The sequence below is a fragment of the Actinomadura sp. ATCC 39365 genome (assembly GCF_054392275.1).
In genome coordinates this window covers 839,415-863,891 of the sequence record NZ_CP184335.1, presented here as the reverse complement: position 1 = coordinate 863,891, position 24,477 = coordinate 839,415, and the positions used below count along the sequence as shown (strand labels likewise).

The following is a 24,477-nucleotide window of genomic DNA, read 5'->3' as shown; positions in this document are numbered from 1 at the left end:
TTGCCCGACACCACCCAACGCGGCGTGAAACGTGCTCTCTTTCGACCTCGCCGAACGCCGCGAGGCCCATAAGAAGGGGCCCCTGTCGCCCACAAGATCCACCCTGCTCTACCAGTACCGCCTGGTGAGCTGGATGCGACCCAAGCCGGCACCCGCTCAGACGGGGTCTAGAAGCAACGCCGTTCAGTTAAGGCTCGGGTAGCAGCGTCAAGGGCTGGCCCGGGATCATGTCGATGAGGGGCCACGGTGATTCCGGACAGCCGTCTTATGGTCGTAGAGCCTATGCGGCTGTTGGGGTTGAAAGGGACTCGTTGAGCACCTCGAAGGGTGTCCGGTAGCCGAGCGCCGAGTGCAGGCGCCGGTGGTTGTAGAACCCTTCGATGTAGCGGATGACCTGGCTTTTCGCCTTGGCTCGGGTGGTGAAAACGAAGCGGTGCAGCCATTCGTTCTTGAGGGCGCTGAAGAACGATTCGGCCATCGCGTTGTCGTAGCAGACGCCGGTGCGGCCGACCGAGCGGCGGATGTCCCGGCCGGTCAGAAAGCGGCCGAACTCGTCGCTGGTGTAGTTCGAGCCGCGGTCGGTGTGGAACACGGCGCCACCCTGGAGCACGCCGGTGCCGGCGGCCATCCGGATCGCGTCGGTGACCAGTTCGGTGCGGTAGTGGTCGGCCATCGCCCAGCCCAGCACCGCCTTGCTGTGGCAGTCGATCACGGTGGCCAGGTAGAGGAAGCCCTCCCAGGTGCGGACGTAGGTGATGCGCCGATCAGTTTGGTGCCCGGACGGGCGGCGGTGAAGTCACGGCTGACCAGGTCGGGGATGCCGCGGAAGTCGCCCTGCACCGTTGTGACGGGCCGGAACGCCCGCACCTGAGCCGGGACCAGGCCCTGCTCCCGCATCAGGGCACGCACCAGCTCGGCCGAGCAGTGCTCACCGCGGCGGGCCAGGGCGGCGTGCACCCGCCGGTAGCCGTAGGTCTCGTGCGAGCCGGCGAATATCTCGGCGACCGATGCGGCCAGCAGCGTCCGGCGTTGTGCGGTGGCCGAGGCCGGCCTCTCGCGCCATTCGTAGTAGCCCGAGCGGGACACACCCAGCCACGCACACATCCGCGCGATCGGGTGATGCGCCTTCTCCGCGTCGATGAGCTCGTACTTGGCGAGCGTCATCGAGTCTCGGACGCGAAGAAGGCGGCCTTAGATTCAAACGATCAACTTCTCGCGGAGCTCGGCGTTCTCCCGCTCCAGCTCCCGGATCCGGCCCGATCCGGCCCGGAGACCGGCGGCCGCTTCTCCTGCTGGGCGTTCACGATCCGGTGCCGGTTCACCCAGTTGCCCAGGGTGCTGGCGTTGATGTCGAACTCGCGCGCCACCGACGCGACCGTTCGCTCGCCCTCCAGCACCATGCGGACGGCTTCGTCCTTGAACTCCGGCGAGAACTGCCTGCGACGCCTCGTCACGTACCTACCTCTTCCAGACTTCTGTCAGCTTATGTAGCTGACTGTCCGGAACCTGCTGGGCACCTCAGTTCGGGGACGTCCACCACCGCCACCGCGGCAGCCACGCCGACGGTTCACCTACACCCTTTGAGGAACGCAGCACTCGGCCGAGCTGCTCATCACTCTACCGAGCTGTTCAGCTAGGTAGAGTGATCGTCTCTGCTGTGGATTGACCGGAAATGGGTGGGCATGGCCGAAGACCTGCGTTTTTCGTTGCTCGGCCCGGTGCGGGCCTGGTGCGGCGGGCAGGAGCTGGAGCTCGGCTCGCCGCAACAGCGCCTGGTGCTGGCCGTACTTCTGCTGGCAGAGGGCAGGACCGTGAGCGGCGAGCAGATCATGGACGCGATGTGGGGTCAGACGCGGCCGCGTACCGCGCTCCAGATCTTGCGCACCTACGTCTCGCGGCTGCGCGCGGTGCTCGGCACGGACGCTCTCAGGTCCATCGGCGACGGCTACGCGCTGCGGGGCGGGGCGAGCGACCTCGCCGAGCTTCACGAGTTGTACGGCGAAGGCCGCTACGCCGAGGCGCTGGCCCTGTGGCAGGGCGAGCCGCTGGCAGGGCTCTCCGGACTGTTCGTCGAATCCCAGCGCGTCCGCCTGAGTGAGCAACGACTCGCCGCGCTCCAACACCGCCTCGACGCCGACCTCGACGAAGGCAGGCACGTCGAGGCCGTCAGCGAGCTGACCGCCCTGTGCGCGGAACATCCAACCAGGGAGCGCCTGCGCGGCCTGCTCATGCTGGCGCTGTATCGGGCCGGACGGCAGGCCGAGGCGATCGGCGTCTACACCGACACCCGCAGGCTGCTGGCCGACGAACTCGGCGTGGACCCCTCGCCGGAGTTGGCCGAGCTGTACCAGCGCATCATCAGCGCCGACCCCGAGCTCGGCCGCGCCCCTGCCCGCCCCGCCGCCGCCCACGCGCCGATCACGCACGCGCCACGGCAGTTACCTGCCGACTCGGCCGACTTCACCGGCCGCGCGTGCGAGATAGAGGAGATGGTGACCGCGCTGCGCTCCGGCGAGACCTCCGCCCTGGTCGTCACGGCGGTCGCCGGGGCGGGTGGGGTCGGCAAGACCACGCTGGCCGTGCACGTCGCCCACCAGCTCGCCGGCTACTACCCCGACGGGCAGCTCTTCGTGGACCTGCGCGGATGGGGTGCCGAGCCGCTGGAACCCGCGACGGTGCTCGGCTCGTTCCTGCGCGCGCTCGGCCTGGATGAGGCGCCGGAAGACCTCGCCGAGCGGGCCGCGCTCTACCGCTCGGTGCTCGCCGACCGGCGGATGCTGGTCGTGCTCGACAACGCCTCGGACGCCGGACAGGTCCGGCCGCTCATGCCGGGCTCGTCACTCTGCGGCGTGATCGTCACCAGCCGGGCCAGGCTGACCGGCCTCAGCGACGCCCGCCATATGAACCTGGAGGTGCTCGGCCCCGTCGAAGCGCTGCGTCTGCTGGGCAGGATCGCCGGGGAAGCGCGTGTGGCGGCCGAGCGGCCCGCTGCCATGGACCTTGTCGCCGCCTGCGGCTTCCTGCCGCTGGCCATCAGGATCGCCGCCGCCAGACTCGCCGCCAGGCCGAACTGGAGCGTGGCCGACATGCGCGACCGGCTCTCCGACGAGCGGCGCAGGCTGGCTGAGCTGCGTGCGGGCGACCTGGCAATCGAGGCCACGTTCGCACTGGGATACGAGCAGCTCGACGACACCCACGTGCGGGCCTTTCGGCTGCTGGCCGTACCGGATGGAGGGGATCTGCCGCTCGCGGCCGCCGCGGCGCTCCTCGACCTGCCCGAGCACGACGCGGAGGACGTCTGCGAGGGGCTGGTCGACGTCAGCATGCTCCAGTCACCCTCGCCCGGCCGTTACTGCTTCCACGACCTGCTGAAGATCTACGCCCGTTCCCGCTGTGACGATCCAGAGGTACGGCGGGCCACCCTCGACCGGCTGCTCGACTTCTACCTGGCCTCGGTGTGCGCGGCGATGGGACTGATCATTCCCGGCGACAACCGCCCGGCATCGGCGGCCGCCCGCTCGGCGGGAATGCCCTTCGCTGACGCCACCGCCGCCATCGACTGGATCAACGAGGAAGAACAGGGCCTGCTCGGTTGCGTCGAGCAGGCCGCCCGCACCCCCGGGTGCGACCTGCGCCAGGCCGTAGCCCTGTTCGACATGGGCATCGACGGCCTCGGCTTCGACTCCGACCACGCCCGCATCGACCGGATCGGCGATCTGCTCGTGGGCGCGGCAGAGGAACGCGGCGACCAGGTTCTGCTCGCTCGCGCCCGGGTCACGCGCGGCCTCACCCGGGTGGACCGCAACCACCATGACGCCGCCATGGCCGACGGCATGGCCGGCCGCGACCTCAGCCTCGAGCACGGCGACCTGGCAACCTACGCGAAAGCGCTCAACCTGTTGGCGCTTTGCGCGAATGAACGACGCGAGAGGTCCACCGCGGTGACCTGCTACCTGCAGGCGGTCGAGACATCGCGATCGATCGGCGACCTGGCCTACCTCGCCACCGGGCTCGGCAATCTGGCCCGCGCTCTGTCCGCCGTGGGCCATCACGACGAGGCGCTCGAAGCCGCCGGCGAAGCCGAGCGGATCATGCTCGACCTCAGGGACGGGCAATACGACGCCGACGCCACCTACCAGTACGGCATCGTGCTGTGCCAGGCAGGGCGGCCGGAGGAGGCGGTGCTCAAGCTGGAGACGGCGATCACCGAGTACGGACGGATGAAGATGCCCGCCTTCCAGGGAAGCGCGCTTTTCCGGACCGGGGAGGCGTACCTGGCGGCCGGGATGGCCGAGCGGGCGGTGGAATGCGCGGAAGAGGCGCTGACGATGCTCGTGGAGTCGGGCGATGAGTGGGGGCAGGGCATGGCGCTGACCGTCCTGGGTCGGGCGCTGTGGGAACTGGGGCAGCCGGGCCGCTCCCAAGCCTGCCTGACAGAGGCACTGTCCATCTTCGAACGGCTCTCGCTGTCCGAGGCGGCCGACGTCCGCGCCCTCCTGACGAAGGTGAACGCCTAGTGCTGCGTTCCTCAAAGGTGTGGATTGCCCCTGGCCAAGAGCCTTGAGCAGGAGGATTCTCATGGCAGGAGGGTTCCGCCATGCCGAAGGCTACTGTTCGCGCACGTACGGCGTCCAGCCACGCCGTGACGATCGTAGGACTGCATCCGCGCGGCGGCGGGGCAACCCCGGCCGGTGCGTTCGGTTGGTACGGCGGGGCCAGCGTGCGGTGCCCGGCCCGGTGTCCCGCCGCCGTCCGGGACCGCGTTCGGGAACGGAGGGCCTTCACCCATCCACCGCCACTTCACCGTCGCTGAATCTCATCAACATCACTGCCTCGGCGGACCCCCGACCGTCGCTCAAACCGACGCACAAACGTTCCTGCTTCTCACGGCCGCAACCAGACCGTGGCACGTCACACACCTGCCCTGGCGGGTCAGGCCGTTGGGCTGGCCAGGTCGTCGTCCTCCAGCCCCCGGTACAACGTCGACCGACCCACGCCGAGCTCGCGGGCGCTCTGGGTGACCGGCTGGCCGCGTCCGCGCCGGGCCCGCGCGGCGGCGAGCACGTCGTCGGTGACCGTGGCCGGGCGGCCGCCGATGCGGCCGGCGGCGCGGGCGGCGTCCAGGCCCTCGTTGGTGCGCTCGGGGATGAGATCGCGCTCCATCTCCGCCGCCGTCGCGGCGACCAGGAACAGCATCTTGTCGGCGATGGACTGCCCGGCCGGGCGGTGGATGCCGGCGCAGAGGCCGGTCAGGATGTGCAGGTTGACGCCGCGCGGCGCGAGCTCGTCCTCCAGAAACACCAGCAGCTCCTTGACGCTGCGCGCGACCCGGTCGGGCTTGGCGATGACCAGCGTGTCGCCCGGCTTCAACGCGCTCACGGTAACCTGGAGCGCCGTCTCGCTCGTCCATGTTCCCGAGGTCCTGGTCGAGGCGGCGTTCGAGGATGGTCAGCTGCTGCTCGGCCAGCCGGACCCGCTGGGCCTGCGCGTAGAAGCCCTCAAGCCCGGCGAGCGGCTCGCCCTGCCAGAGCGCCAGCGCCTCGCCGTACCGCATCTCGCCGTGGAGTCGCTCCACCTCCGCGACGTCACGCAGGCCGCCGTGCAGTGCGTAGCCGTCCCCGATGGAGAACACGACGCCGTCGCCGGGCACGCGGCGAAGCCTTGAGACGTAGGTGCGCAGCGTGCTGAGCGCGGTGCGCGGCTGTTCCCGGCCCCAGACGGCGTCCACGAGCTGGTCGTTGCCGACCGCCCGGCCTCCGGCCAGCAGGAGCATGGCCAGGACCAGACGCTGCTGCGGCGAGCCCAGATCCAGCTCCTGGTCGCCGCGCCAGGCGCGCACCGGGCCCAGCAGGGAGAATCTCAGGTCCTGCGCCACGTCGTCCGCTCCCCGTCAGTCCGCTGTCAGTCCTCGGAGAGGACGATCACTCTGTCGCCCGGCTGGAACGCCAGCGGGGCTGATTTGTCGGGGTTGAGGGTGACTCCGTGCTGACGCGCCTGGCCGGCGGCGGCCGTCAGGCGGTAGCCGATCGCGGTCTCGCCGCGGCGCCTGGCCGCCTCGATCACGGTGGCGAACGTGGCGGTGGCGCCCGGGACGATGTAGTCGTTCGCCGGCTTGAGGTAGATCTCCGAGCCCTCGTGGGAGAAGAGCTGGTCGAAGACCTGGCCCAGGTGCCGGTTCTCGGCGAGCTGGGTGAGCAGCAGGCTGACCAGTTTGCCGCCGACCACGAAGTCGTCGGCCTCGGCGATCTCGGCGAGCTTCCTGTTGCGCTCGTCGTTCATCTCGCTGACGATCGCCACGCCGGTCCGCATGTCCCGCAGGTGCAGCAGGGTCACCAGGGTCCTGGCATCGGCCTTCTGAGCGTCGTAGGCGCCGTCGGAGAGCACGATCGCGTGGTCGTAGCCGCCGATGCCGAGCGACTCCAGCGCGGTGCGGCTGGTGACGTCGACTTCCTTGGCGGAGACGAGCACACCGGGTGGCAGTGGCTGGTCGGCCAGGTCGGGCCCGGCGAGATGGATCTCGGAACCGGTCAGCAGGTAGGGCGTCAGGTCGCGCAGGATCCTGGACCGCCGGTGGTTCGAGCCCATGATCAACGTCCTGGTCGGCTCCCGCCGCGGGGCGCCGGGGCGGGCGATCGCCTCCTGACGCACCACGGCCGGCGCCGCCGCCAGGCGGATGGCCGAGTCGTCGGGGGCGATGAGGATGAGCTGATCGCTGTGCCTGATCACGCTCTGGCTCGGCGGGTTGAGGACCACGGAGCCGTCGCCGTGGCGCAGGCCGATCGGCACCGCGCTGGCGTAGGCGAACAGCGCCTCGCCGTACATCCTGCCGACGAGGGCTGGCTCGGCCTGGATGTAGATCTCCTCGCCGTCGAAGTCCAGCAGGTCGCTGTAGACGGTGGACAGTCCTGGTTGACGGCATGACTGCGCCACCAGGCGGGCGCCGAGATCCTGCGAGTCGACGATCTCGACGTGCGTCCCGCCGGCCAGCCGGGCGGCGGGCAGATTGCCGCTCTCGGTCACGGCGGCCACAGTCGGCGGTCGCGTGCCGGCCCAGGGGCGGTTGCCCAGCGCGAGCAGGATCTTGATCAGCTCGGCGTCATCGGTGGGCAGCACCAGGATCGAGTGCGCCGTGTCCGGGCTCACCAGTTCCAGGGCCGTCGGCTCCGCCGGATCGCCGCTGCGCGCCACGATCCGGGTACGCCCCACGTCACCGAGCCGGTCGCGTAGCTCTTCCTCCATCTCGACCTTGTCCCGGTCCGCCAGGACGGCCACGACCGGGCGCTTCTCGCTCTCCTTGGCCTTGGCCAGCTCGGAGACGATCGCGAAGACCTCCTCCGACCAGCCGAGGACGACGCTGTGCCCGCTCTCGACCACGCGGGACCGGCCCTTGCGCAGGTTCTCCAGCTTCGCGTCCAGGCCCGCGGTGAGCACGCCGACCAGGGAGCTGACGATGAAGATCCCGCCGATGGTGACGAAGAGCATCATGAAGACGAAGAACGGGCTGCCCTCGTCGCCGCCCATGGTGCCCGGATCGAGGGTGCGGAGCAGGCTCATCCAGGCGACGTTCCACCAGGGCCCGTTCGTGCCCGCGATGGGCGCGGCGATCACGGTGACGACGCCGACGAGCACCGCCGATGCCACGGCCAACCAGCCGATCAGGGCGGGCGTGCCCTTGGACATCGTGTTGTCGAACCAGTAACGCAGTCGCTCACGGAACACTGCTACTGCTCCCCGGTTGCGGGATCCTGCGCCTCCAGGGCGTAGCCGCAGGCCTTGACCTCGCCGGTCTCGGGGTCAGCGAAGTCCGGGTCGAACTCGATCCTGCCCAGCGTGGTGCCCTCGATGGAGCGGCGGAAGGTCTCCTGCTTGCCGCAGTCGTAGAGCACGTAGGCGCCCTCCTTCTCGCCCAGGAGCAGGAATCTCTCGTCCGGGTTGTCCTTGTTCAGCGGCTTGCCGTCGCCGTCGCCCACGGTGGCCCACTGGTTCTGGAAGCCGACGGTCTGCAGCAGGGCGTTGCCATTGCCGTTGGCAGCGATGTCCACGGCCCCGTGGACCATCTGGGCGACCAGGATCAGCCCCAGCCCGATGCCGAACAGCGCGCCGGTGAGCACCTTCATGCCGGCCCGGCCCGTGTTGCGGGTCCGCATCAGGCGGAACGGCACCAGCAGTCCGAAGACCGCGACGAGGACGACGGCCACCAGGAGCCGGCCGCCGGACAGGTCCCACAGCGTGCCGAAGTAGGCCCAGTAGGCGACGACCGAGACCAGAGCGCCCATCGTGGCCGCGATCCAGGGTTGTTCCCTGAGCCGGCGCGTCAGCCGGCCGACGGATCCGCGGGTGGCCAGGTTGAGCAGCCAGCCCAGCGCGACGAGCAACCCGACTCCGGGCAGGGCCACCAGGAAGAGCTCGATCAGCGTGCCGATGAGCCGGCCGAAGATCGTCGCCTGGTCGAGGCCGGCCTGCTCGGGGGTGATGCCGAACACCACGTAGACCTGGGCCAGGCCCAGGTACAGCATGGCGTACATGCCCACGGCGACCGGCACGGCGACCGATCCGATCTTCTCGAAGACCTCGAGCACGCTGCCCTTGGCCGTCGCCTGCTCGGGGGCGGGGGCCGCGGGAGGTGCCGGGGGCGGAGGAGCCAGGGTCTGTTCTGGCGGAAGAGGCTGATAAGTCATGAGAGGAGAGAATGGGTGGTGCACCTCTACACCTGGTTGACGGGAGATGTACGTCTTCGTTCATCGGGTGTCCACGCGGGTGGCCGTACTCGGGTCCGTGCGCGTCCGGCGGGACGGGGAGGTGCCGGCGGGACACACGAGAACGGCCGACGGCAGATACGATCTGCCGCCGGCCGTGTGCCCGGATGGATTGACGTGCCTGGCTCAGCCCGCCCGGCAGGCGGAGTTCAGCGCTGTCGTCTTCGCGTCCGTGCCCTTCTGCGCGGCGTCGATGCCCGCTTCGTCACCCGCGTCGATGGCGGCGTCGGCGGCGTCGAGCGAGGCGGCCATGTCGTTCATGGCCGACCTGACCGCGCCGTCCGCCTTGCCCGCCTGCTCGGTCAGCACCGCCTTATACGCGGCGTTGACCTTCTTGACCGCCTCCGCACCCTGCGCGGAGCGGAGTTCCTTCTCCCAGGTCGCGCTGGCCGCCGCCGCTGCGTTGCACGCGTCGACGGAGGTGGAGCCGCAACCGGTCAGGAAGGGTACGGCGGTCATCAGGGCGATGGTCATCACGATCTTCATGGCGCCAGATCCTGCGGGACCCACCTTGACGGCTGATGGACGGTCCGTCCACGCGGGGCTCTGCCGCAGGCGGAGCAGGCGCTCGGCGTCCGTCAGGCGGCGCAGGCGGAGTTGAGCTTCGACACGGTCTCACTGGCCTGAGCGGTGTGCTCGTCCGCCTCCTCCGGCGCGCCGATCGCGGCCAGCTCCTCGTACAGGGAGACGGCCGCGTCCTGGGCCTCCTTGACCTTCTCGTCGACGTTCAGCCCCTTGAGCTTCTGCGCGCTCTCGCTGTAGAGCTGTTTCATCGCCTCAAGGTCCCCGGCCTTGTTCTGCAGCTCGGTCAGCGTGGTCGCCATGACGGCTCGCAGTTCCTTGCACCCCTTGGTGTCGGCCACGGCGGCGCTCTCGCCGCCGGAGCCGCAGGCCACTGCACCCAGGGTCAGGAAAGCGAGGGCGGAGACGCTCAGTGCGAGTCTGTGGCTGGACATGTCTTTTCCTCCGTACTGTCGCTATGGGTCACGACAGCCTTCGCCGCGGCCATGGACAGCTGGTCATCAACCGGTGAACCCCTCCCGTCAGTCGATCCCGAGACGGCGGCGGACGGCTCGTCCCTCGGCCATGTCGTAGGGGCCGAGGATCGCGTCGACCTCCTGCCAGCAGCGCCGGGCCCGTTCCGGTTCCCCGAGGTCGGTCCACGCCTGTCCGAGACGCGCCGCGCACCCGCAGCGCGCCCAGCCCAGCGCGTGCAGGACGGCGCCGAGGATAAGGCGACAAAGAGCTCAACCTCGGCTCGCCGCAGCAGCACGCGGCGCTCGGCGCGCTGCTCCTGCACGAGGGCAGGGCGATCACCTGCGACGCGCTCATCGCCGCGATCCGGGGGCAGGACCCGCCGTTGCGCACCCTCAGCACCCTGCGCACCTACGCATACCTCCTGCGCAAGGTGCTGGAAGCCGACAGGTCGAGGCCGGGCGTGGTCGTCTCCGCGGGCACCGGCTACGCCCTGTCCGTCCCCAGGGACGCGCTGGACGTCGCCGTCTTCGAGGACAGGTACGCCGAGGCCGAGAGGGCCTGCGCGGAAGGCGACCTCACCCGTGCCCGCACGCTGATGTCAGCGGCCCTCGGGCTGTGGCAGGGCGACGCCATGGACGGTGCGGCCGGGCCGTACGCCGAGGCTCAGCGCGACCGGCTCGGCGATCGCCGCCTGAGCACCCTGCAGGTCAAGCTCGAACTCGACATCGAGCTCGGACGGGCCACGGAGGCCGCGGCGGAGCTGGCCGTGCTGTCCGCCGCGCACCTCCTTCGGGAGTCGCTGAGCGCTCTGCTGATGCTGGCCCTGTGCCGCTGCGGCCGGCAGGCGAAGGCGCTGGAGGTCTTCGACGGCACCAGGCGTCTGCTCGCCGAGGAACTCGGCATCGACCCGGGAGGCGAGCTCGGGGAGCCGCATCAACGCATCCTCACGTCGGACCCTCAACTGCTGCCCGCCCGGGTCGACCCAGGGCCGTCGCCGGCCCGCCACGAGGACGAGGCACTCCCCGGGTGGCCCAGCTGCCGGCCGACCTGTCCGACTTCACCGGCAGGGACGACGAGGTCGCCCTGCTCGGCGAGGTGCTGCAGGAGCCTCGTCGACCTGGGCATGCTCGACTCGCCCAGCCCGGGTCACTATCGCTTCCACACGCTGCTGTGGCTCTACGGCCGCACCCTCACCGAACCGTCGGACAGGCTCGTCGTGCCACTGGTCATGACCTGAGACGATGGCCCGTCATCGTCGACAGCCGATCGACGGCACATTGACGGAACCGCCGGTGGCGCACGCCGGTCGCGGAGACCATCCGTCCATCGGACACCAAGATCGTGGCTGCAGGATCCGAGGGTCAACTCAGACCTGGAGACATGATGAAGTGGAATCAGCTCACGATGGGCGCCGGCGTGCTGCTCCTCACCGCCATGCTGTCCGCCTGCGGCAGCACGGACCAGCCGGTGGCGGCCAAGGAGGAGGCCCCCAAGGCGACCCAAGCCGCCGGGGGGAAGTTCGTCGCCGAGTACGGCGAGGCCGACACCGACCTCGCCACCGAGGGGCTGCGGCTGCTGAAGCCGGGCAAGGTGCTCGAAGGCTTCGCCACCAGCCTCAACGGCATGCTCATCCTGCCGTACGACGTCACACTGGCCGGTGAGCAGTGCGGCGAGGTGAACGCCTACTACAGCCCGGACGAGAAGAAGATCACCATGTGCTACGAGCTCGTGGCCGACGGCTTCACCCGGTATCGCGACAAGGCCGGTTCGGAGGCGGAGAACGACGAGCACGGCCAGGCCAACCTCGTCGACACGCTGTACCACGAACTCGGCCACGCCGTGATCGACCTCTACGACCTGCCCGCCCTCGGCAAGGAGGACGATGCGGCCGACCAGTTGTCCGCGTTCATGATGTCCCAGAACGACGACGACGACTCCGCGAGCGTCCAGACGATCAACTACTACTTCTCGTCGGCCGGCGACCAGGACCGGGCCGCGCTGCCGTTCTACGACGAGCACTCGATGGACGAGCAGCGGGCCTTCAACTACATGTGCTGGATCTACGGCTCCGACCCCAAGGCCTACGCCGACTGGGTCGGGGAGGACGGCCTGCCGGAAGGCCGCGCCGCGAAGTGCCCGGCCGAGTACGAGAAGCTCGCCGACTCATGGATGAAGCTGCTGGAGCCGCACATCAAGGACTGAGGGCGAACTGCGGGACACCGGCCCGCACGCCTTCGAGCACGGCCCGCCGCACGACGGGCTGGGTGAACCGCAGCGGCGACCCGTCGCCCAGGATCCCCATGCCGACCAGCGCCGACAGGGCGGCGGCCGCCTGGCTGTCCGGCAGACCGGCCAGGTCGGCCACAGCGTGGAACTCCGCGTCGTGGTCGAGTGCCGCGACCGCCTCGGCCAGCGCGGCGGCCCCGGGCCCCGCGTGGCGCAGCTGGCCGGCCACCCACCGCTCGATGGACGTGGACCGCTCCCCCGTCCCCTGCGCCCGCATGTGCTCGGTGAGCAGGAACGTGTTGCCGCCCGTCGCACGCAGGCACGAGGAGATGAACGCGGGCTCCGGTTCCGCGCCGAGCAACTCGCCGGCAAGGGCCTCCGCCGCCTCGCGGGGCAGACCGCCCAGGCGCACGAGCCCGAAGATCGAGCAGAGCGACTCCAGCAGCTGACCGTCGCCGGACGGGACGCCGGTCGCCCTGCTCGCGGCGACCAGGAGGGGCACCCGCTCGATGCGCCTGGCCAGGTAGGCCAGCCAGCGCAACGAGCCGGGGTCGCACCACTGCAGGTCATCGATGAGGATCAGCAGCGGCACCCGCTCCGCCAGCCGCACGGCCAGCCGGTAGAGCGCGTGCAGCGCGTCGGGGCCACCCGACGACGGCCGGTTGTGCCAGACGATGTCGGCCGCAGGCTCGACCGTTCCGCTGAGCAGTTGCCGCCGCTCCTCCGCCGGCAGGGCGTACAGGATGGGCTCGAAGATCTGCCGGGCCACGCCGTAGTCGTACTCGCTCTCCAGCGGATGAGCCTGCGCCTGCGCCACCTGGAATCCGCGCATGTCGGCCAGGGCCTCCACCCCCCTCAGGAGCTGGGTCTTGCCAGCGCCCGGCACGCCGTCGAACAGCAGGCTGCCGCCGGTGCCGGACTCGGCGGCGGCCATGGCCGCCCCGGCGGCCGCGAGCTGGTCGTCCCTGCCGAGGCAGCGCAGGCGGGTGACCGGCTTCCTGGTCGCCACCGGCGCCGGCGGCAGGTCGAGCTCGGAGGTCTGCGCGAGGATGTCAGTCTCAAGTTTGCGCAGCTCAGGCCCCGGATCGACACCGAGCTCGCCGGCCAGGTAGCGGCGCGCCTCGGCCAGTACGGCCAGGGCGTCGCCCTGCCTGGACGAGCGGTAGAGGCCCAGAGCGAGCAGCCGCCAGCCCTCCTCGCGGGTGGGCTGGGCGCGCGCGTGCGCCTCCAGCGCGGGCACGGCCTCGGCGTGCCGGCCCAGGGCGAGCAGGGTGTCGAGTCTGCGTTCCGTCGCCCCGAGCTGGAGTTCCTGGAGCCTGGTCGCCTCTCCCCGCGCCCACAGGGTGTGCGCGAACTCGACGTAGGCCGGACCCCGCCACAGGCCGAGTGCCTCGTCGACCAGGTCGAGGGCGGTACGTGGATCGGCGGCCGCCCTGGCCTGCCGCAGCAGCCGTTCGAACCTGGCCGAGTCGAGTGCCGCCTCCTCCACGCGCAGGACGTAGCCGCGCGGCTCGGTGATCAGCACGGACGGCCTGCCGGGTTCCTGGGCGGGCGGCTCGAGCACGCGACGCAGCCGGCAGACGAACGTCCGCAACGAGGACAGCGCCTGCGGTGGCGGGCACCCTTCCCATAGGTCGTCCAGCAGCTGGTCGACGGGGATGATCCTCCCGGGCGACAGCAGCAGCCGGGCGAGCACCGCCCTGTTGCGTGGCGTGCCCACCTCCAGTCGTTCGTTCCCCCGCCACACCTCGACAGTTCCGAGCACGCCGAAACGCATCGACCGCATCGTTGACCCCCAACGGTTCCGATCTGAACGCAGGCAATGGTGAGGGCGGCCGGTAGACGTTTCATGGACGAAGAATCGACGACCCGTCGATCGCCCGGATCGCCGTCCCATGCCTCAGGTTGCTGCCGTGGCAGGTTCCTGCCGTCTGCTTTTCGTGGCGAATTCCCGGAATGCCGTGCAGAGTGGCTCCCGTCCCCCGGAATTACCGAAAGGAGGAACCATGGACCACTCCATGGGCACGGCCCCGGAACTGACGATCGAGGACCTGAGCCAGGACGTCGACACGGCGCCGTCGTCACTCAGCTCCGTTTTCTGCGTGGGCTGCGACTGATTAACGAAAGGATGAATATGGAAGACACCAGGATGGCCGCGATGGACATCACCATCGAGGAACTCTCGGACGCCGAAGGAATCGCACGGGGCTGCACCAGCACCGTCCTGTGCTTCACCCTTCCGCCGACGTAAACAGCTGTTGATCTGAACGACAGCCGATTCGGCCCCCACGCGGGGGCCGAATCATTTTTCACCCGAAGGAGCGAAATTGCCGGTCGCCATTGGATTCACCAGGTTCGCCGCGGCGCATGTGGTGCCGGAGCACGGCGTGTTTCTCATGTCCGAACACCGTCAGCTCCTTCTGCGCGGCGCGTTGATCGAGAAGATGGCGCCTCTGCTGGACGGATCCCGCACCCGCGCCGAGGTCGTCGGCGAGCTGGCCGCGGCGTACGGGGCGGAGGCCGTGGAGCGGGCGCTCGGGCTGCTGGCCGAGGCCGGGCACGTCGTCGAGATGGATCCGGGCACCGATCGGCGGGCGGCGGGGTACTGGGAGCGTGCCGGGCTGAACGGCGACACGGCCTGCGAGTCGGTGCGCGCCGGCAGTGTGCGGGTGCTCGCGCTGGGCGGCACCCGGCGCGAGTGGTTCACCGGCGCGGCCGACGAGGCGGGGCTGCGCCTGGGCGGCGCCGAGGCCGGCCTCACCGTCGTGCTGACCGACCACTACCTGCACTCCGGGCTGGCCGGCATCAACCGGGCCTGCCTGCGCGAGGGCCGCCCGTGGCTGCTGGCCAAGCCGACGGGCACCACGATCTGGATCGGCCCGCTGTTCCGGCCCGGACGGTCCGCGTGCTGGGCCTGCCTGGAGCACCGCCTGCGCGGCCACCACCCGGTCGCCTCCTTCGTACGACGGGCCGGCGGCCTGCCCGAGTTGCCGCTGGCGGCCACGGACGTCCCCGCCGGCGTGGCCGTCGCGGTCCGGCTGGCCGCGCTGGAGGCGCACAAGTGGCTGGCCGGCGTGCGTACGGAGGAAGAGGCCGTGATCACGCTCGACACCCTCATGTTGACGCCGGAGCGGCACGCGGTGCAGGCGAGACCGCAGTGCCCCGAATGCGGCACCGCCGACACCAGACCCGAGCGCGTCCCCGACGCCGTGCGGTTCACCGACCGCGTCAAGGCGGCCACGTCGGACGGCGGGCACCGGGCCCGTGATCCCGAGCGGTTCCTCGCCGACCACCAGCATCTGGTCAGCCCGGTCACCGGCCTCGTCCCCCGCCTGGTGAAACAGGAGACCGACACGGACCTGCTGCACACCTACACCGCGGGACACAACTTCGCCGCCCGCGCGCGCGACCTGGACGGGCTGCGGACCGGCCTGCGCATGAGCAGCGGCGGCAAGGGCCGCAGCGACGTGCAGGCCAAGGCCGGCGCGCTGGCCGAAGCCGTCGAACGCTACTCGGGGGTCTTCCAGGGGGACGAGCCCCGCGTCACCGGCTCGTTGCGCTCGCTCGGGGACCGGGCCGTCCACCCCAATGCCGTCTGCCGCTACAGCGACCGGCAGATCAGCGAACGCGATTCCTGGAACGCCGGGGACTGCCTGTTCCATTGGGTGCCCGAGGCGTTCGACGAGAACGCCACGATGGAATGGAGCCCGGTGTGGTCGCTGACCGAACAGCGCCACAAATATCTGCCGACCGGCTCGCTGTACTACCAATACCCCGGCGGCGGCGGTGTCGTGAAGGCCGATTCCAACGGCGCCGCCGCGGGATCGAGCACGGAGGACGCCGCACTGCAGGGATTCCTGGAACTCGTCGAACGCGACAGCGTCGCCATCTGGTGGTACAACCGAATTTCCCGGCCGGGCGTGGAGCTGGCCGGATTCGGTGACGACTATTTCGACCGATGGCAGCACGAGTACCATCGGATGAACCGCGAGACGTGGATTCTCGACCTCACCACCGATCTCGACGTCCCGGTCGCCGCGGCCGTTTCCCGGCGATATGACAAACCGGCGGAAGACATTCTCGTCGCGTTCGGCGCGCATTTCGACATGCGCATCGCCATTTCGCGGGCCATGACCGAGATGAACCAGTTCCTGCCCGCGGTGCTACCCATGCGGGCCGACGGCACGGGTTCCTACGCCTATGACGATCCGTACCAGGTGCGGTGGTGGCGTACGGCGACCGTCGCGAACCAGCCCTACCTGCTGCCCCACGCGAGCCTGCCCGCGCGGACGGCCGCCGGCCATCCCTGCGTCTTCCGTCCCAACCTCCGCGACGACCTGCTGGAGGCGCAGCGGATCGTGGAGAGCAAGGGGATGGAGATGCTGGTGCTCGATCAGACCCGGCCGGACACCGGGCTGCCCGTGGTGAAGGTCATCGTGCCCGGGATGCGGCATTTCTGGCCCCGCTACGCGCCCGGACGCCTCTACGACGTGCCCGTGGAGCTGGGCTGGCTGTCTGAGCCGCTCACTGAGGATCAGCTGAACCCCATCGGCGTCTTCGTCTGAGGAGTGGTGAGATGAACCCGGAGCTGTCACCGCGCCTCGCCTTCAGGGAAGGCGTGCAGGTGCTGCCGGAAGGCTCGGTCACGCACGTACGGCACGCCATGGCGGCCTTCCGCCTCCGTGGCGTGCCGCCCGCGCTGCGGGCCGCGCTCCACCGCCTCGTGGGCGAGCGCGTCACCTGCGCCCCGGAGCTCGACCGGCTGTGCGCCCGGCTGTCACCGCTGGTCACCAGCTTCCTCGTCGACGCGGAGGAGCGCCCCGTGCTGAGCGTCGAGCGGCTGACGCGCACCGCGACGTTCGCGCCGGTCCCCCTCGCCGCCGGAACGCGGGTCCGGCTCTCCCGGTTCGCGATGTCCCGCCCGCACCAGGGAGATCTCGTCCTGGAGTCGCCGCTGTCGATGGTCCGCCTGCGCTGGCACTCGGACGAGGGCTGGCCGCTCATGGCGGGCCTGTCGGCCGGCCGGGCGGCGTCCGGGCCGGCCGACGCCTTCCTGCACGCCGCCGGGCTGCTGGAGCTCGACACCGGCGGCGGATTCCACGAGCCGGACGTCCTGCGCCAGTGGGAGTTCCACGATCTGCTCTTCCACTCGCGCAGCAGGCTGGGACGGCACGGCGAGCCGTTCGGGGCCACGTACCCGTTCAGGGGGAGATCCCGCCGCGGCCCGCCGTGAAACGGCCGCCCGCGGGGCCGGTCGTCGAGCTCCCCGCCCCCGACCTGAACGCCGTCTCCGAGCGCGACCCTGCCTTCACCGACGTACTGGAGCAGCGGCACTCGATCCGCGAGTACGGACAGCGGCCGCCGCGGGCGGACCAGCTGGCGGAGTTCCTGTACCGGGTGGCGCGGGTGCGTTCGCTCTCAGAGGCCGAGGGGCTGCCCTACCAGGCCAGCTCGCGGCCCTATCCGTCCGGCGGCGCCTGCTACGACCTGGAGCTCTACCCGCTCGTCGAGAGGTGCGACGGCCTGGCCCCCGGGATCTACCACTACGACCCGCTGGGTCACCGGCTGACCGGCATCGAGGCCCGCCCCGCCGACCTCGCGAGGATCCTGGGCGACGCCCGCTCGGCCGCCGGGCTGGCCCGTTCCCCCGACGTCATGTTCGTGATCACCTCGCGGTTCCAGCGCCTGTCCTGGAAGTACCGGGGCCTGGCGTACGCGGCCACGCTCAAGAACGTCGGGGTGCTCTACCAGACGATGTACCTGGTGGCGACCGCCATGGGGCTCGCGCCGTGCGCGCTCGGGTCGGGCGACTCCGACCTGTCGGGCCGGGTGCTCGGCCTCGACCGTCTCGAGGAGTCGGCCGTGGGCGAGTTCATGCTGGGCAGCCGTCCCTCATGACGCCGGTCGTGGCCGTGGTGCTGATGAGGGTGGCCGGACTGCCGGTGGGGGATCTCGACGTGCTGGTCGCCCCAGAGCTCGGCGGCCTGCTGGAGCGGGCCGCCACACAGCGCGACCGCTCCGAGGAACTCGGCCGCCGGGTCGCCGACGCCCTGCACGACGTCGTCCCCCGCCTGGCGGAGGAGGAGCGGCGGGAGGCGCTCAGGCTGCGGCGTGACGCCCACAACGGCCGCTGCTCCGACCGCACGCGCGCCGCCGCCGACGCCGTGGCACGGCACCTCGATCGTGAGCTTCGCGATCTCGTCGGCTCCTGGCTCCGCTCGGTCACCGCGCTGCGGGAGAGCCTGGCCGAGACGGACCGGGCGGCGGCCTCGCACGTCGCGGCGGCCGGCCGCCAGGTGTTCGGCCTGCTGACCCGGCCCGACATCATGAGCACGCTCGCGCTGGCGAGCCCCGCCTTCACGCGCGTCCTGCTCGGCCCCGGATCCGCCCGGACGTACCCGCCGGACAGCAGGACGTGCAGGACCGCCGTGTCGTACGCCACCAGGGCGGCGCTGAAGCCGAGCCCGTTCGGGTCGCTGGGCCGTACCGTCCCCTCGACCGCGGCGGTGAGCTCTCCCCTTCATCTGGCGGTCGCCCTCGTCCGGGCCTGCGCGCAGCACCCGCGCCTGTCGTCGCGGTTCCCCTCCCGGGTCAACCCGAGCCTGCGCGATGTCGCGGGAACCTGGTACGCGATGCTGCCCTGCTACGACGTGCCCGCCGGGCTCCTGGCGCATCGCTGGGACGAGTTGACGGACGCCTCCCTCTACGTGCCTGGACACCTCGCCCCTGACCGCCCGGACAGTGCCCGGCCTCTCGACGCGCGACCTCTCGACGCGCGACCTCTCGACGCCTGGCCCGGAGCCGGGACGGAGCTGGCCGGCAGATGGGTGGAGATGGGGCTCCTCCTCCCCGATGTCCCGTGGCGATCCGGCGAACGCGACTGTCTGGCCCGGATCGCCGACCGCGTGCCCGCGGGCCCCCTGTCCGACGCCCTCGCCGAGTTGAAGCGGGCCGAACAGCGGATGCCGGCCGCCGACGCCGCCGAACGGGTACGGCTCGACGCCCGGGTGCGGCAGGCCGCCGCAGACGCCTTCGAACGCCTGGAGACCTCCCCGCCCGCCTGGCTCCGGAACGCGCCCCTGTTCCACGAGACCCGGCCCGCCGACGACGTGCCGCTGCCCGCCCTCCCCCCACAGGTGACCGAGGATCTGGGCGTCGTGGCTGCGCGGATCCGGGCCGGGCTCGGCCGAACGCGCCTGTACGAGGGTCTGGTCCGGCACTTCGTCGCCCGGTACGGCTCCGGTGGACGCTGCGACGACCTTCTGGAGTTCCTCTACACCTACCCGTGGACCCCCGCCCCCTCCCCGGCGCACCCGCCGCAGCCCGGCGGCACGCTGGGATTCCCCGCCGCCACGGTGTTCTACCAGCTCGCCGCGGACGGCCGCGCGGCCCTCGACCGGGGCGACTACACCCTGGTGGTCAACCAGGTCTGCGTCGAGCCGGGCGGGCAGGCCGCGCGATGGGACGGCGCCCGCGGCACGGCGGAGACGCTGCAGGCCTGGATCTCCTCGCTGCATCCGGGCAGCACGGTGTACGAGCTGCTCGCCGGAGCCGACTTCGCCGCCGTGCAGATGCCGGCCGCCCGGCTCTTCGAGCGCGTCGCCTGGCCTTCTGATCTCGGCCCCCCGCAAGGCCGCGACCTGCGCGGCTTCGCGGTGACCCACGACCGCCGGACCGGCACGCTGCAGGTCCGTGACCCGGCGGGCGCCCTTGCCGCCTTCGTCTACCTGGGCGCCATGCCGCTGCCCCTGCTCCGCGGGCCGGTGCGGCTGCTGGCCACGCTGACCCACCCCTGGATCCCGGCGCTCCCCGAGACGTCGGCAACGGCGGCCGCGAGGGTGCGGCAGGGCAGGGTGGTCATGAGCCGGGCGCGGTGGCGCCTGCCCGCCGGCGCCGTCCCGCGGCGTACCGGCTCGTGGGCCCGGCACCTGGCCGACCTCGCCGTCTGGCGGGCCGCTCATGCCATCCCGCGCCAGGTGTTCGTACGGCGCGGCGGGCGTAAACCGTTCTGGGTGGACTTCCACGCGCCGCACACCGTCGCGCTGCTCGACCACGTGCTGACTGGCGGGGAGATCGAACTGACCGAGGCTCTGCCCACCCGTGAGCAGCACTGGGTGCGCGACGGCTCCGGCCGCGCCCGTGCCGCCGAGTTCGTCGCCCTCGTCCGGCTGGACGGCGGCGCATGAGGCGGGACTGGCTCTACTACCGGCTGGTCGTCCAGTCGGGAGACCACCTCCAGGACGTGGTGGAGCACCCGCTGAGCCGGCTGATCGAGGCGGCCGAAGGGATCGAGCGCTGGTTCTTCCTTCGGTTCACCGACCAGTGGGGCCCGCACGTCCGGCTGCGCCTGGCGGCGGCGCCGGACCGCATCTGCGAGGTACGGCGGCTCGCCCGGCAGGTGTTCGAGGTCCGGGACGCGTGGCCGAACCGCCTGACCGAGTCCTGGCGCGGTGCGGCACTGTCTCTCTACGAGCCCGAGCTGGCCAAGTACGGCGGCGTCGCCGGCGTGGCGAGCGCCGAGCGGGTCTTCCAGGCATCCAGCGAGCTCGCCCTGTCCCTCACCGGGCCCGGCCGGCGGGAACGGCGGCTGGCCACCGCGCTGGCCGTCACGCGGACGGCGGTCGAGCTGCTGCCGCCGGCGGGCCGCAGATCCTTCCTCTACCACATGGCGTGGTACTGGACCGGCCACGACCAGGAGCGGCGGGCCAGGATCCGCCTGCTCGCCGGCCGCCGCCCGGTGGAGCCGGCCCCCCTGAGCGGCCCGGCGTCCGACCTGTACGGCCACCACCTGGAACGGGGCCTGGCCGAGGGGCCTCGGACGGCCCCGCACCTGCTGTTCCACTTCGTCCACACCACGAACAACCGGCTCGGCCTGAACGTGCTGGAGGAGGCGCTGATCGCCGAGCAGTTACTCCTCGGCTGACGGAGTCAGCTCCTTGGCCAGGTATCCGGCCTGGAAACGGCTCTGTGCGCCCAGCGTCTTCATGATCTCGGCGATGTGCCGGCGGCACGACCTGACCGACAGCCCGATCGCGCGGGCGATGAACTCGTCCTTGGCGCCCTCCGCCAGCATGGCCAGGATGGTCGACCGCAGGTCGTCCAGCACCGGCGCGCTGTACTCTGCGGCGAACTGCTCCCCCGACGTCCAGTACGACTCGAAGACCCGGTGCACGAGCGCCACCAGCGTCGGCTCCCGGACCAGCAGCATCGTCGCCGGCTCGCCGGACGCCGGGACGAGCGCGACCCTGGCGTCCAGGACGAAGACGCGCGCGGGCACCTCGGCGACGCTGCGCACCTGCGCGCCCATCCCGGACAGGTCGAGCACGTCCTGCCGCGACCTCGCGATGCGCCGGTGCGCGTGCGGGCACAGCAGCCGGACCGCGACACCGCGCTCCAGCGCGCGGGAAAGCCCGGGGGCAACCGATTCCTCCCCCGGCTGCGCCACGGCCACCTCCTCGGCGCAGGCGGACAGCTCGCTGTCGAGCAGCGCCTCCGCCTCCGCCATGGGGATGACGGTGACGGCCTGCTCCCGCCACCCGTCGAGCGCCTGCACGTACAGCGGCCCGAACTCGGCCAGCACGCTGCGGGTACGTTCCAGCCGCAGCTGTTCCAGGCGGAGCCGGGCCTCCTCCTGGAGAGTCCCGGCCGCCACCAGGGCCGGCCCGATCGCGTGCAGGCGGCCTCCGGAGTCCTCGCGCAGCAGGCCCATGCCGGTGAGCCAGGTGGTGGCCCGCGCGGGGGGCTCCCGGAGGCGGAGCCCCTCCCGCAGTTCGGCCATGGTGGTCCCGCCATGCCGGACCACGTGCAGATAGATCTGCACGGCCTCGTCGCTCAGCTCGGACATCGGTGCTCGTCCCACACCACGGGCAGTTGCTCGAAGTCCTCGGTCGTGGTGCCTCCCACCTGGCGGAGCTCCGCCACCGGGACGGCCAGCCGCAGGCCGGGGAAGCGGCGCAGGATCGCGCTCACCGCCTCGGTGAGCTCGACCCTGGCCAGCCCGGCGCCCACGCAGTGGCGCGGCCCGCGGCCGAAGGCGAGATGCGCGGCCGGAGAGTCTCGGGTGACCACGAAACCGCCCGCGTCGGGGAAGACGCCGGGATCCCGGTTGGCCGCCGGTACGTTGAGCAGGATCCCGTCCCCCTCCCTGATCGTCACCCCGCCGATCCTGAGGTCGGTGTGCGCGTAGCGAGGTATCCCGTGGGTGTTGGCGGACGCCAGCCGCAGCCCCTCCTCCACCGCGGCCCCGACGAGATCCGGACTCTGCTGGACCAGCGCCCGCTGGTCGGGGCAGGCCAGCAGGAAGGCCATCACGAAGTCGACGCGCAGGGCCGTGGTGGCGTACCCGCCGAAGAGCACCGCCGCGCCGAGGCGCGCGAGCTCGGCGACGGAGAACGGGCTCTCGGCAACGACCAGGTCGCTCAGCAGGTCCCGTGCCGGTCGGCGGCGCTTGCTGCGGAGCAGCTCCTCCACGTACGCGACGAGCCTGCCCCAGGCCGCCCAGCTCCGCTCCGGCTCGCTCAGCAGACTCGCCTCGTCGGCCCAGGCGGCGAAGTCGTCACGGTCGGCGTACGGCACGCCGAGCAGCTCGCAGATGACCCGCCCGGCCAGCGGACGGGAGAAGCAGACCCGCAGGTCCGCCGGCGGACCGTGGGCGGCCACGCCGTCCAGCACCTCCTCCACCGTGTGCCGGACGAACCCGCGGAGCGCGGCCGTCCTCCTGGCGGAGAAGGCCGGATTGAGCAGCCGCCGCATGGCGGCATGATCTGCCCACTCGCTCGCGTGTCCGCCCGCCGGGCCGCCCAGCCTGATCGAGCCGGACAGGCGGGCGGCACGTTCGGGGCACGGGTGCGATCTCCCCAGCCGCCGGTCCGACAGCAGGTCGCGAACCTCGGCGTAGCCCGTCACCAGCCAGGCAGGGTCCCCTGCCTGGGTCGTCACCCTGCGGACGGCCGGACCTTCCAGGTAGCCGACGGCCAGTTCGAACGGATGGAGTCCGGGAAACGGAAGCCGCGGTGGTTCTTGCACAAGTCATCCCCCAGGTCGTTACGATCACCCGATCCAAGAACTCGCTGATCGACAGCCGGTTGACACAGGGTTGACGGCTAAACCTCAGCGGCCTCGCCAGAGCCGGCCCTCCCAGGTCTTGATCGCCTGAGCGGCGTCGTAGAGCTCATCATGAAAGGCGTCGAAGTCGGGCGAGCCGGACTCCTCGCACCTGTTGAAGGTCGCGCACAGCGCGATCCCGTTGTGGGCCCTGCTCAGCACGGCGAAGGCCCCGGGCATCGAACCCGCATGCCACAGGTTGAGCCCGCTGCCCACGGATCGGACGTACCAGCCGCCGCTGTACCAGGATCCGCTCTCGAACGCGCCGGTCTCCGACTTGGCCAGCAACGCGGAGACCGAGGCCGGGGTGAGCACCGCGCGTCATCGCGTTCGTCTTCTTCGCGGTCAGTTCGGCCACGGGCAGGCCGAGGATGTCGGCGAGGGCATTGACCACGGTGTGGTTGTCCACGGCGCGCTGCCCACACTCCACCTGGCTCAGCCAGCTCTCGGAACGGCCGACGAGACCGGAGAGGACCGCCTGGGACAGTCCACGGCGACGGCGTGCCCGAGCGATTCGCTGGCCGATCTCCTTGTGGGCGTCCATGCCATCACCTCTGCGTTTGTCGCTCCCCGACAACGGCGTCTAGCTCCTGCATGATGCGTTCCCAGGATGGCATGCGGGACTGCGGCGGAGCGGCTGGATCGAACAGGACCCGCACCTCCATCTATCGAAGCGTGTCCAGGCTCCGCGGGAAGGCGAGGTGTCGGGCGAGTGCGTCCTTCAGCAGCGGAACGGCCAGGATCGGGACGCCGAACCCCATCACCTCGCACAGCAGGCTGACGGCGAAGGTGTCGGCGATGCCGTTCGCCCATTTGTTGATCGTGTTGAACGTGGCCGGAGCGACGATCACGGCGTCGGCGGGAGGGAGCCCCTTGGGGTCCTGCGGCAAGCGGTACGTGCTGCGGACCAGGTCACCGGTCAGGCACTCCAGCTCTGGAACATTGACGAAGCGTTCGCCCATCGGCGTGGTGATCACGTGCACCCGCCATCCGGCCGCCTGAGCCATGGGGACCAGGCGGTGGAGGTCGGCGGCGGCAGGTGCGGCACATGCGATCACGTAGAGAACGCCGCGCGTGCCCTCGTGGGGTTCCATGCTCGTGATCCTAATGAGAGGCTGATATCCACTCACAGCGACTAGCCTGTGATGGGCCCTGACCAGCGGGAATAGGCTCGCCGGTGAGTGACGAACTGAGTGACAATCGCCCTGGACGAGCTCGGACGACACGGGATCTCAGCGGACTGATTTCCCAGGTAGGAGCAGGAATCGGCCGCCGTCCCTGACTGGGCTGAAGGTCGTTCCCCCCATTGGGGAGCTCCGGCCTTGAGTCCAGGGCCTTGGCGTGCTTGCCCCTTGGGTGGGCGAGGCAGGCGGAATGATCCGGCGAACGTGGCTGGTGCGGAGCGTTTTGCTGC

18 protein-coding genes and 4 pseudogenes are annotated in these 24,477 nt (G+C 70.9%); 9 read left to right on the top strand and 13 right to left on the bottom strand.

What is annotated here, in order from left to right:
- Positions 1 to 280 precede the first annotated feature (280 nt).
- Positions 281 to 1,454 (bottom strand): annotated as a pseudogene (locus ACNF49_RS04695) (IS3 family transposase).
- 228 nt (positions 1,455 to 1,682) lie between these two features.
- On the opposite strand from ACNF49_RS04695, the gene ACNF49_RS04690 reads away from it, so the two are divergent.
- Entirely contained in the window at positions 1,683 to 4,517 is a 2,835-nt protein-coding gene (locus ACNF49_RS04690) for an AfsR/SARP family transcriptional regulator (protein ID WP_482942916.1), read from the top strand.
- 415 nt (positions 4,518 to 4,932) lie between these two features.
- On the opposite strand, the gene ACNF49_RS04685 is transcribed toward ACNF49_RS04690, so the two are convergent.
- The 6 genes and pseudogenes from ACNF49_RS04685 to ACNF49_RS04660 all read right to left on the bottom strand — a co-directional run bounded on the left by ACNF49_RS04685 (position 4,933) and on the right by ACNF49_RS04660 (position 9,712).
- Positions 4,933 to 5,370: a recombinase family protein gene (locus ACNF49_RS04685; protein ID WP_482942915.1), complete on the bottom strand. Its 438-nt coding sequence runs from the start codon at positions 5,368 to 5,370 to the stop codon at positions 4,933 to 4,935.
- 97 nt (positions 5,371 to 5,467) lie between these two features.
- A pseudogene (locus ACNF49_RS04680) lies at positions 5,468 to 5,773 on the bottom strand (AfsR/SARP family transcriptional regulator); the annotation flags it as partial.
- 128 nt (positions 5,774 to 5,901) lie between these two features.
- Positions 5,902 to 7,719, bottom strand: coding sequence for a CASTOR/POLLUX-related putative ion channel (locus ACNF49_RS04675; RefSeq protein ID WP_482942914.1), 1,818 nt, complete (start codon positions 7,717 to 7,719; stop codon positions 5,902 to 5,904).
- 2 nt (positions 7,720 to 7,721) lie between these two features.
- On the bottom strand, positions 7,722 to 8,678 hold the full coding sequence (locus ACNF49_RS04670) for a hypothetical protein (RefSeq protein ID WP_482942913.1): 957 nt from the start codon (positions 8,676 to 8,678) through the stop codon (positions 7,722 to 7,724).
- Between the two features lie 204 nt (positions 8,679 to 8,882).
- Entirely contained in the window at positions 8,883 to 9,242 is a 360-nt protein-coding gene (locus tag ACNF49_RS04665; protein WP_482942912.1) for a hypothetical protein, read from the bottom strand.
- A gap of 92 nt (positions 9,243 to 9,334) precedes the next feature.
- Positions 9,335 to 9,712 (bottom strand): hypothetical protein, encoded by a 378-nt coding sequence (locus ACNF49_RS04660; protein ID WP_482942911.1) that lies wholly within the window; start codon positions 9,710 to 9,712, stop codon positions 9,335 to 9,337.
- Between the two features lie 314 nt (positions 9,713 to 10,026).
- Here ACNF49_RS04660 and ACNF49_RS04655 point away from each other — a divergent pair.
- From ACNF49_RS04655 to ACNF49_RS04645, 3 genes and pseudogenes are all read left to right on the top strand, one after another.
- Positions 10,027 to 10,215 (top strand): annotated as a pseudogene (locus ACNF49_RS04655) (hypothetical protein); the annotation flags it as partial.
- Positions 10,195 to 10,971, top strand: a complete 777-nt coding sequence (locus ACNF49_RS04650; RefSeq protein WP_498703792.1) for an AfsR/SARP family transcriptional regulator — start codon at positions 10,195 to 10,197, stop codon at positions 10,969 to 10,971. The pseudogene ACNF49_RS04655 and the gene ACNF49_RS04650, both read left to right, overlap by 21 nt.
- Positions 10,972 to 11,114: 143 nt before the next feature.
- A complete protein-coding gene (locus tag ACNF49_RS04645; protein ID WP_125629905.1) occupies positions 11,115 to 11,936 on the top strand; it encodes a DUF4344 domain-containing metallopeptidase in 822 nt (273 codons plus the stop codon).
- Here ACNF49_RS04645 and ACNF49_RS04640 read toward each other — a convergent pair.
- Positions 11,926 to 13,737, bottom strand: a complete 1,812-nt coding sequence (locus ACNF49_RS04640) for an ATP-binding protein (protein ID WP_482942910.1) — start codon at positions 13,735 to 13,737, stop codon at positions 11,926 to 11,928. The two genes, ACNF49_RS04645 and ACNF49_RS04640, sit on opposite strands and share 11 nt — an antisense overlap.
- 550 nt (positions 13,738 to 14,287) lie before the next feature.
- Between ACNF49_RS04640 and ACNF49_RS04635 the strand changes: the two genes are divergently transcribed.
- Genes ACNF49_RS04635 through ACNF49_RS04615 form a run of 5 tightly spaced genes read left to right on the top strand, consistent with a single transcriptional unit; the run spans position 14,288 to position 20,883 of the window.
- Complete coding sequence (locus ACNF49_RS04635; RefSeq protein WP_498702124.1) at positions 14,288 to 16,525, top strand: TOMM precursor leader peptide-binding protein; 2,238 nt, start codon at positions 14,288 to 14,290, stop codon at positions 16,523 to 16,525.
- Between the two features lie 11 nt (positions 16,526 to 16,536).
- Positions 16,537 to 17,193: a hypothetical protein gene (locus tag ACNF49_RS04630; protein ID WP_482942908.1), complete on the top strand. Its 657-nt coding sequence runs from the start codon at positions 16,537 to 16,539 to the stop codon at positions 17,191 to 17,193.
- On the top strand, positions 17,190 to 17,858 hold the full coding sequence (locus tag ACNF49_RS04625; protein ID WP_482942907.1) for a SagB/ThcOx family dehydrogenase: 669 nt from the start codon (positions 17,190 to 17,192) through the stop codon (positions 17,856 to 17,858). The genes ACNF49_RS04630 and ACNF49_RS04625 overlap by 4 nt, the downstream gene beginning before the upstream one ends.
- Positions 17,855 to 20,146, top strand: a complete 2,292-nt coding sequence (locus ACNF49_RS04620) for a lantibiotic dehydratase (protein ID WP_482942906.1) — start codon at positions 17,855 to 17,857, stop codon at positions 20,144 to 20,146. The genes ACNF49_RS04625 and ACNF49_RS04620 overlap by 4 nt, the downstream gene beginning before the upstream one ends.
- Complete coding sequence (locus ACNF49_RS04615; protein ID WP_482942905.1) at positions 20,143 to 20,883, top strand: thiopeptide-type bacteriocin biosynthesis protein; 741 nt, start codon at positions 20,143 to 20,145, stop codon at positions 20,881 to 20,883. Before ACNF49_RS04620 ends, ACNF49_RS04615 begins: the two co-directional genes overlap by 4 nt.
- Here ACNF49_RS04615 and ACNF49_RS04610 read toward each other — a convergent pair.
- The 5 genes and pseudogenes from ACNF49_RS04610 to ACNF49_RS04590 all read right to left on the bottom strand — a co-directional run bounded on the left by ACNF49_RS04610 (position 20,869) and on the right by ACNF49_RS04590 (position 24,157).
- Positions 20,869 to 21,804: a LuxR C-terminal-related transcriptional regulator gene (locus ACNF49_RS04610; protein WP_482942904.1), complete on the bottom strand. Its 936-nt coding sequence runs from the start codon at positions 21,802 to 21,804 to the stop codon at positions 20,869 to 20,871. The two genes, ACNF49_RS04615 and ACNF49_RS04610, sit on opposite strands and share 15 nt — an antisense overlap.
- A complete protein-coding gene (locus tag ACNF49_RS04605; protein ID WP_482942903.1) occupies positions 21,792 to 22,898 on the bottom strand; it encodes a cytochrome P450 in 1,107 nt (368 codons plus the stop codon). Before ACNF49_RS04605 ends, ACNF49_RS04610 begins: the two co-directional genes overlap by 13 nt.
- Positions 22,899 to 23,069: 171 nt before the next feature.
- Positions 23,070 to 23,378: a serine hydrolase domain-containing protein gene (locus ACNF49_RS04600; RefSeq protein ID WP_482945735.1), complete on the bottom strand. Its 309-nt coding sequence runs from the start codon at positions 23,376 to 23,378 to the stop codon at positions 23,070 to 23,072.
- Positions 23,379 to 23,421: 43 nt separating this feature from the next.
- Positions 23,422 to 23,607: pseudogene (locus ACNF49_RS04595) on the bottom strand (helix-turn-helix domain-containing protein); the annotation flags it as partial.
- A 121-nt stretch (positions 23,608 to 23,728) separates the two neighbouring features.
- Positions 23,729 to 24,157 (bottom strand): flavoprotein, encoded by a 429-nt coding sequence (locus ACNF49_RS04590; protein WP_482942902.1) that lies wholly within the window; start codon positions 24,155 to 24,157, stop codon positions 23,729 to 23,731.
- Positions 24,158 to 24,477 lie beyond the last annotated feature (320 nt).

Coding starts and splice junctions, on each gene's coding strand:
- ACNF49_RS04640 (WP_482942910.1), bottom strand. CDS start 13,737: ATGCGTTTCGGCGTGCTCGGAACTGTCGAGGTGTGGCGGGGGAACGAA.
- ACNF49_RS04690 (WP_482942916.1), top strand. CDS start 1,683: ATGGCCGAAGACCTGCGTTTTTCGTTGCTCGGCCCGGTGCGGGCCTGG.
- ACNF49_RS04665 (WP_482942912.1), bottom strand. CDS start 9,242: ATGAAGATCGTGATGACCATCGCCCTGATGACCGCCGTACCCTTCCTG.
- ACNF49_RS04590 (WP_482942902.1), bottom strand. CDS start 24,157: ATGGAACCCCACGAGGGCACGCGCGGCGTTCTCTACGTGATCGCATGT.
- ACNF49_RS04670 (WP_482942913.1), bottom strand. CDS start 8,678: ATGACTTATCAGCCTCTTCCGCCAGAACAGACCCTGGCTCCTCCGCCC.
- ACNF49_RS04615 (WP_482942905.1), top strand. CDS start 20,143: ATGAGGCGGGACTGGCTCTACTACCGGCTGGTCGTCCAGTCGGGAGAC.
- ACNF49_RS04610 (WP_482942904.1), bottom strand. CDS start 21,804: ATGTCCGAGCTGAGCGACGAGGCCGTGCAGATCTATCTGCACGTGGTC.
- ACNF49_RS04620 (WP_482942906.1), top strand. CDS start 17,855: ATGACGCCGGTCGTGGCCGTGGTGCTGATGAGGGTGGCCGGACTGCCG.
- ACNF49_RS04645 (WP_125629905.1), top strand. CDS start 11,115: ATGATGAAGTGGAATCAGCTCACGATGGGCGCCGGCGTGCTGCTCCTC.
- ACNF49_RS04660 (WP_482942911.1), bottom strand. CDS start 9,712: ATGTCCAGCCACAGACTCGCACTGAGCGTCTCCGCCCTCGCTTTCCTG.
- ACNF49_RS04630 (WP_482942908.1), top strand. CDS start 16,537: ATGAACCCGGAGCTGTCACCGCGCCTCGCCTTCAGGGAAGGCGTGCAG.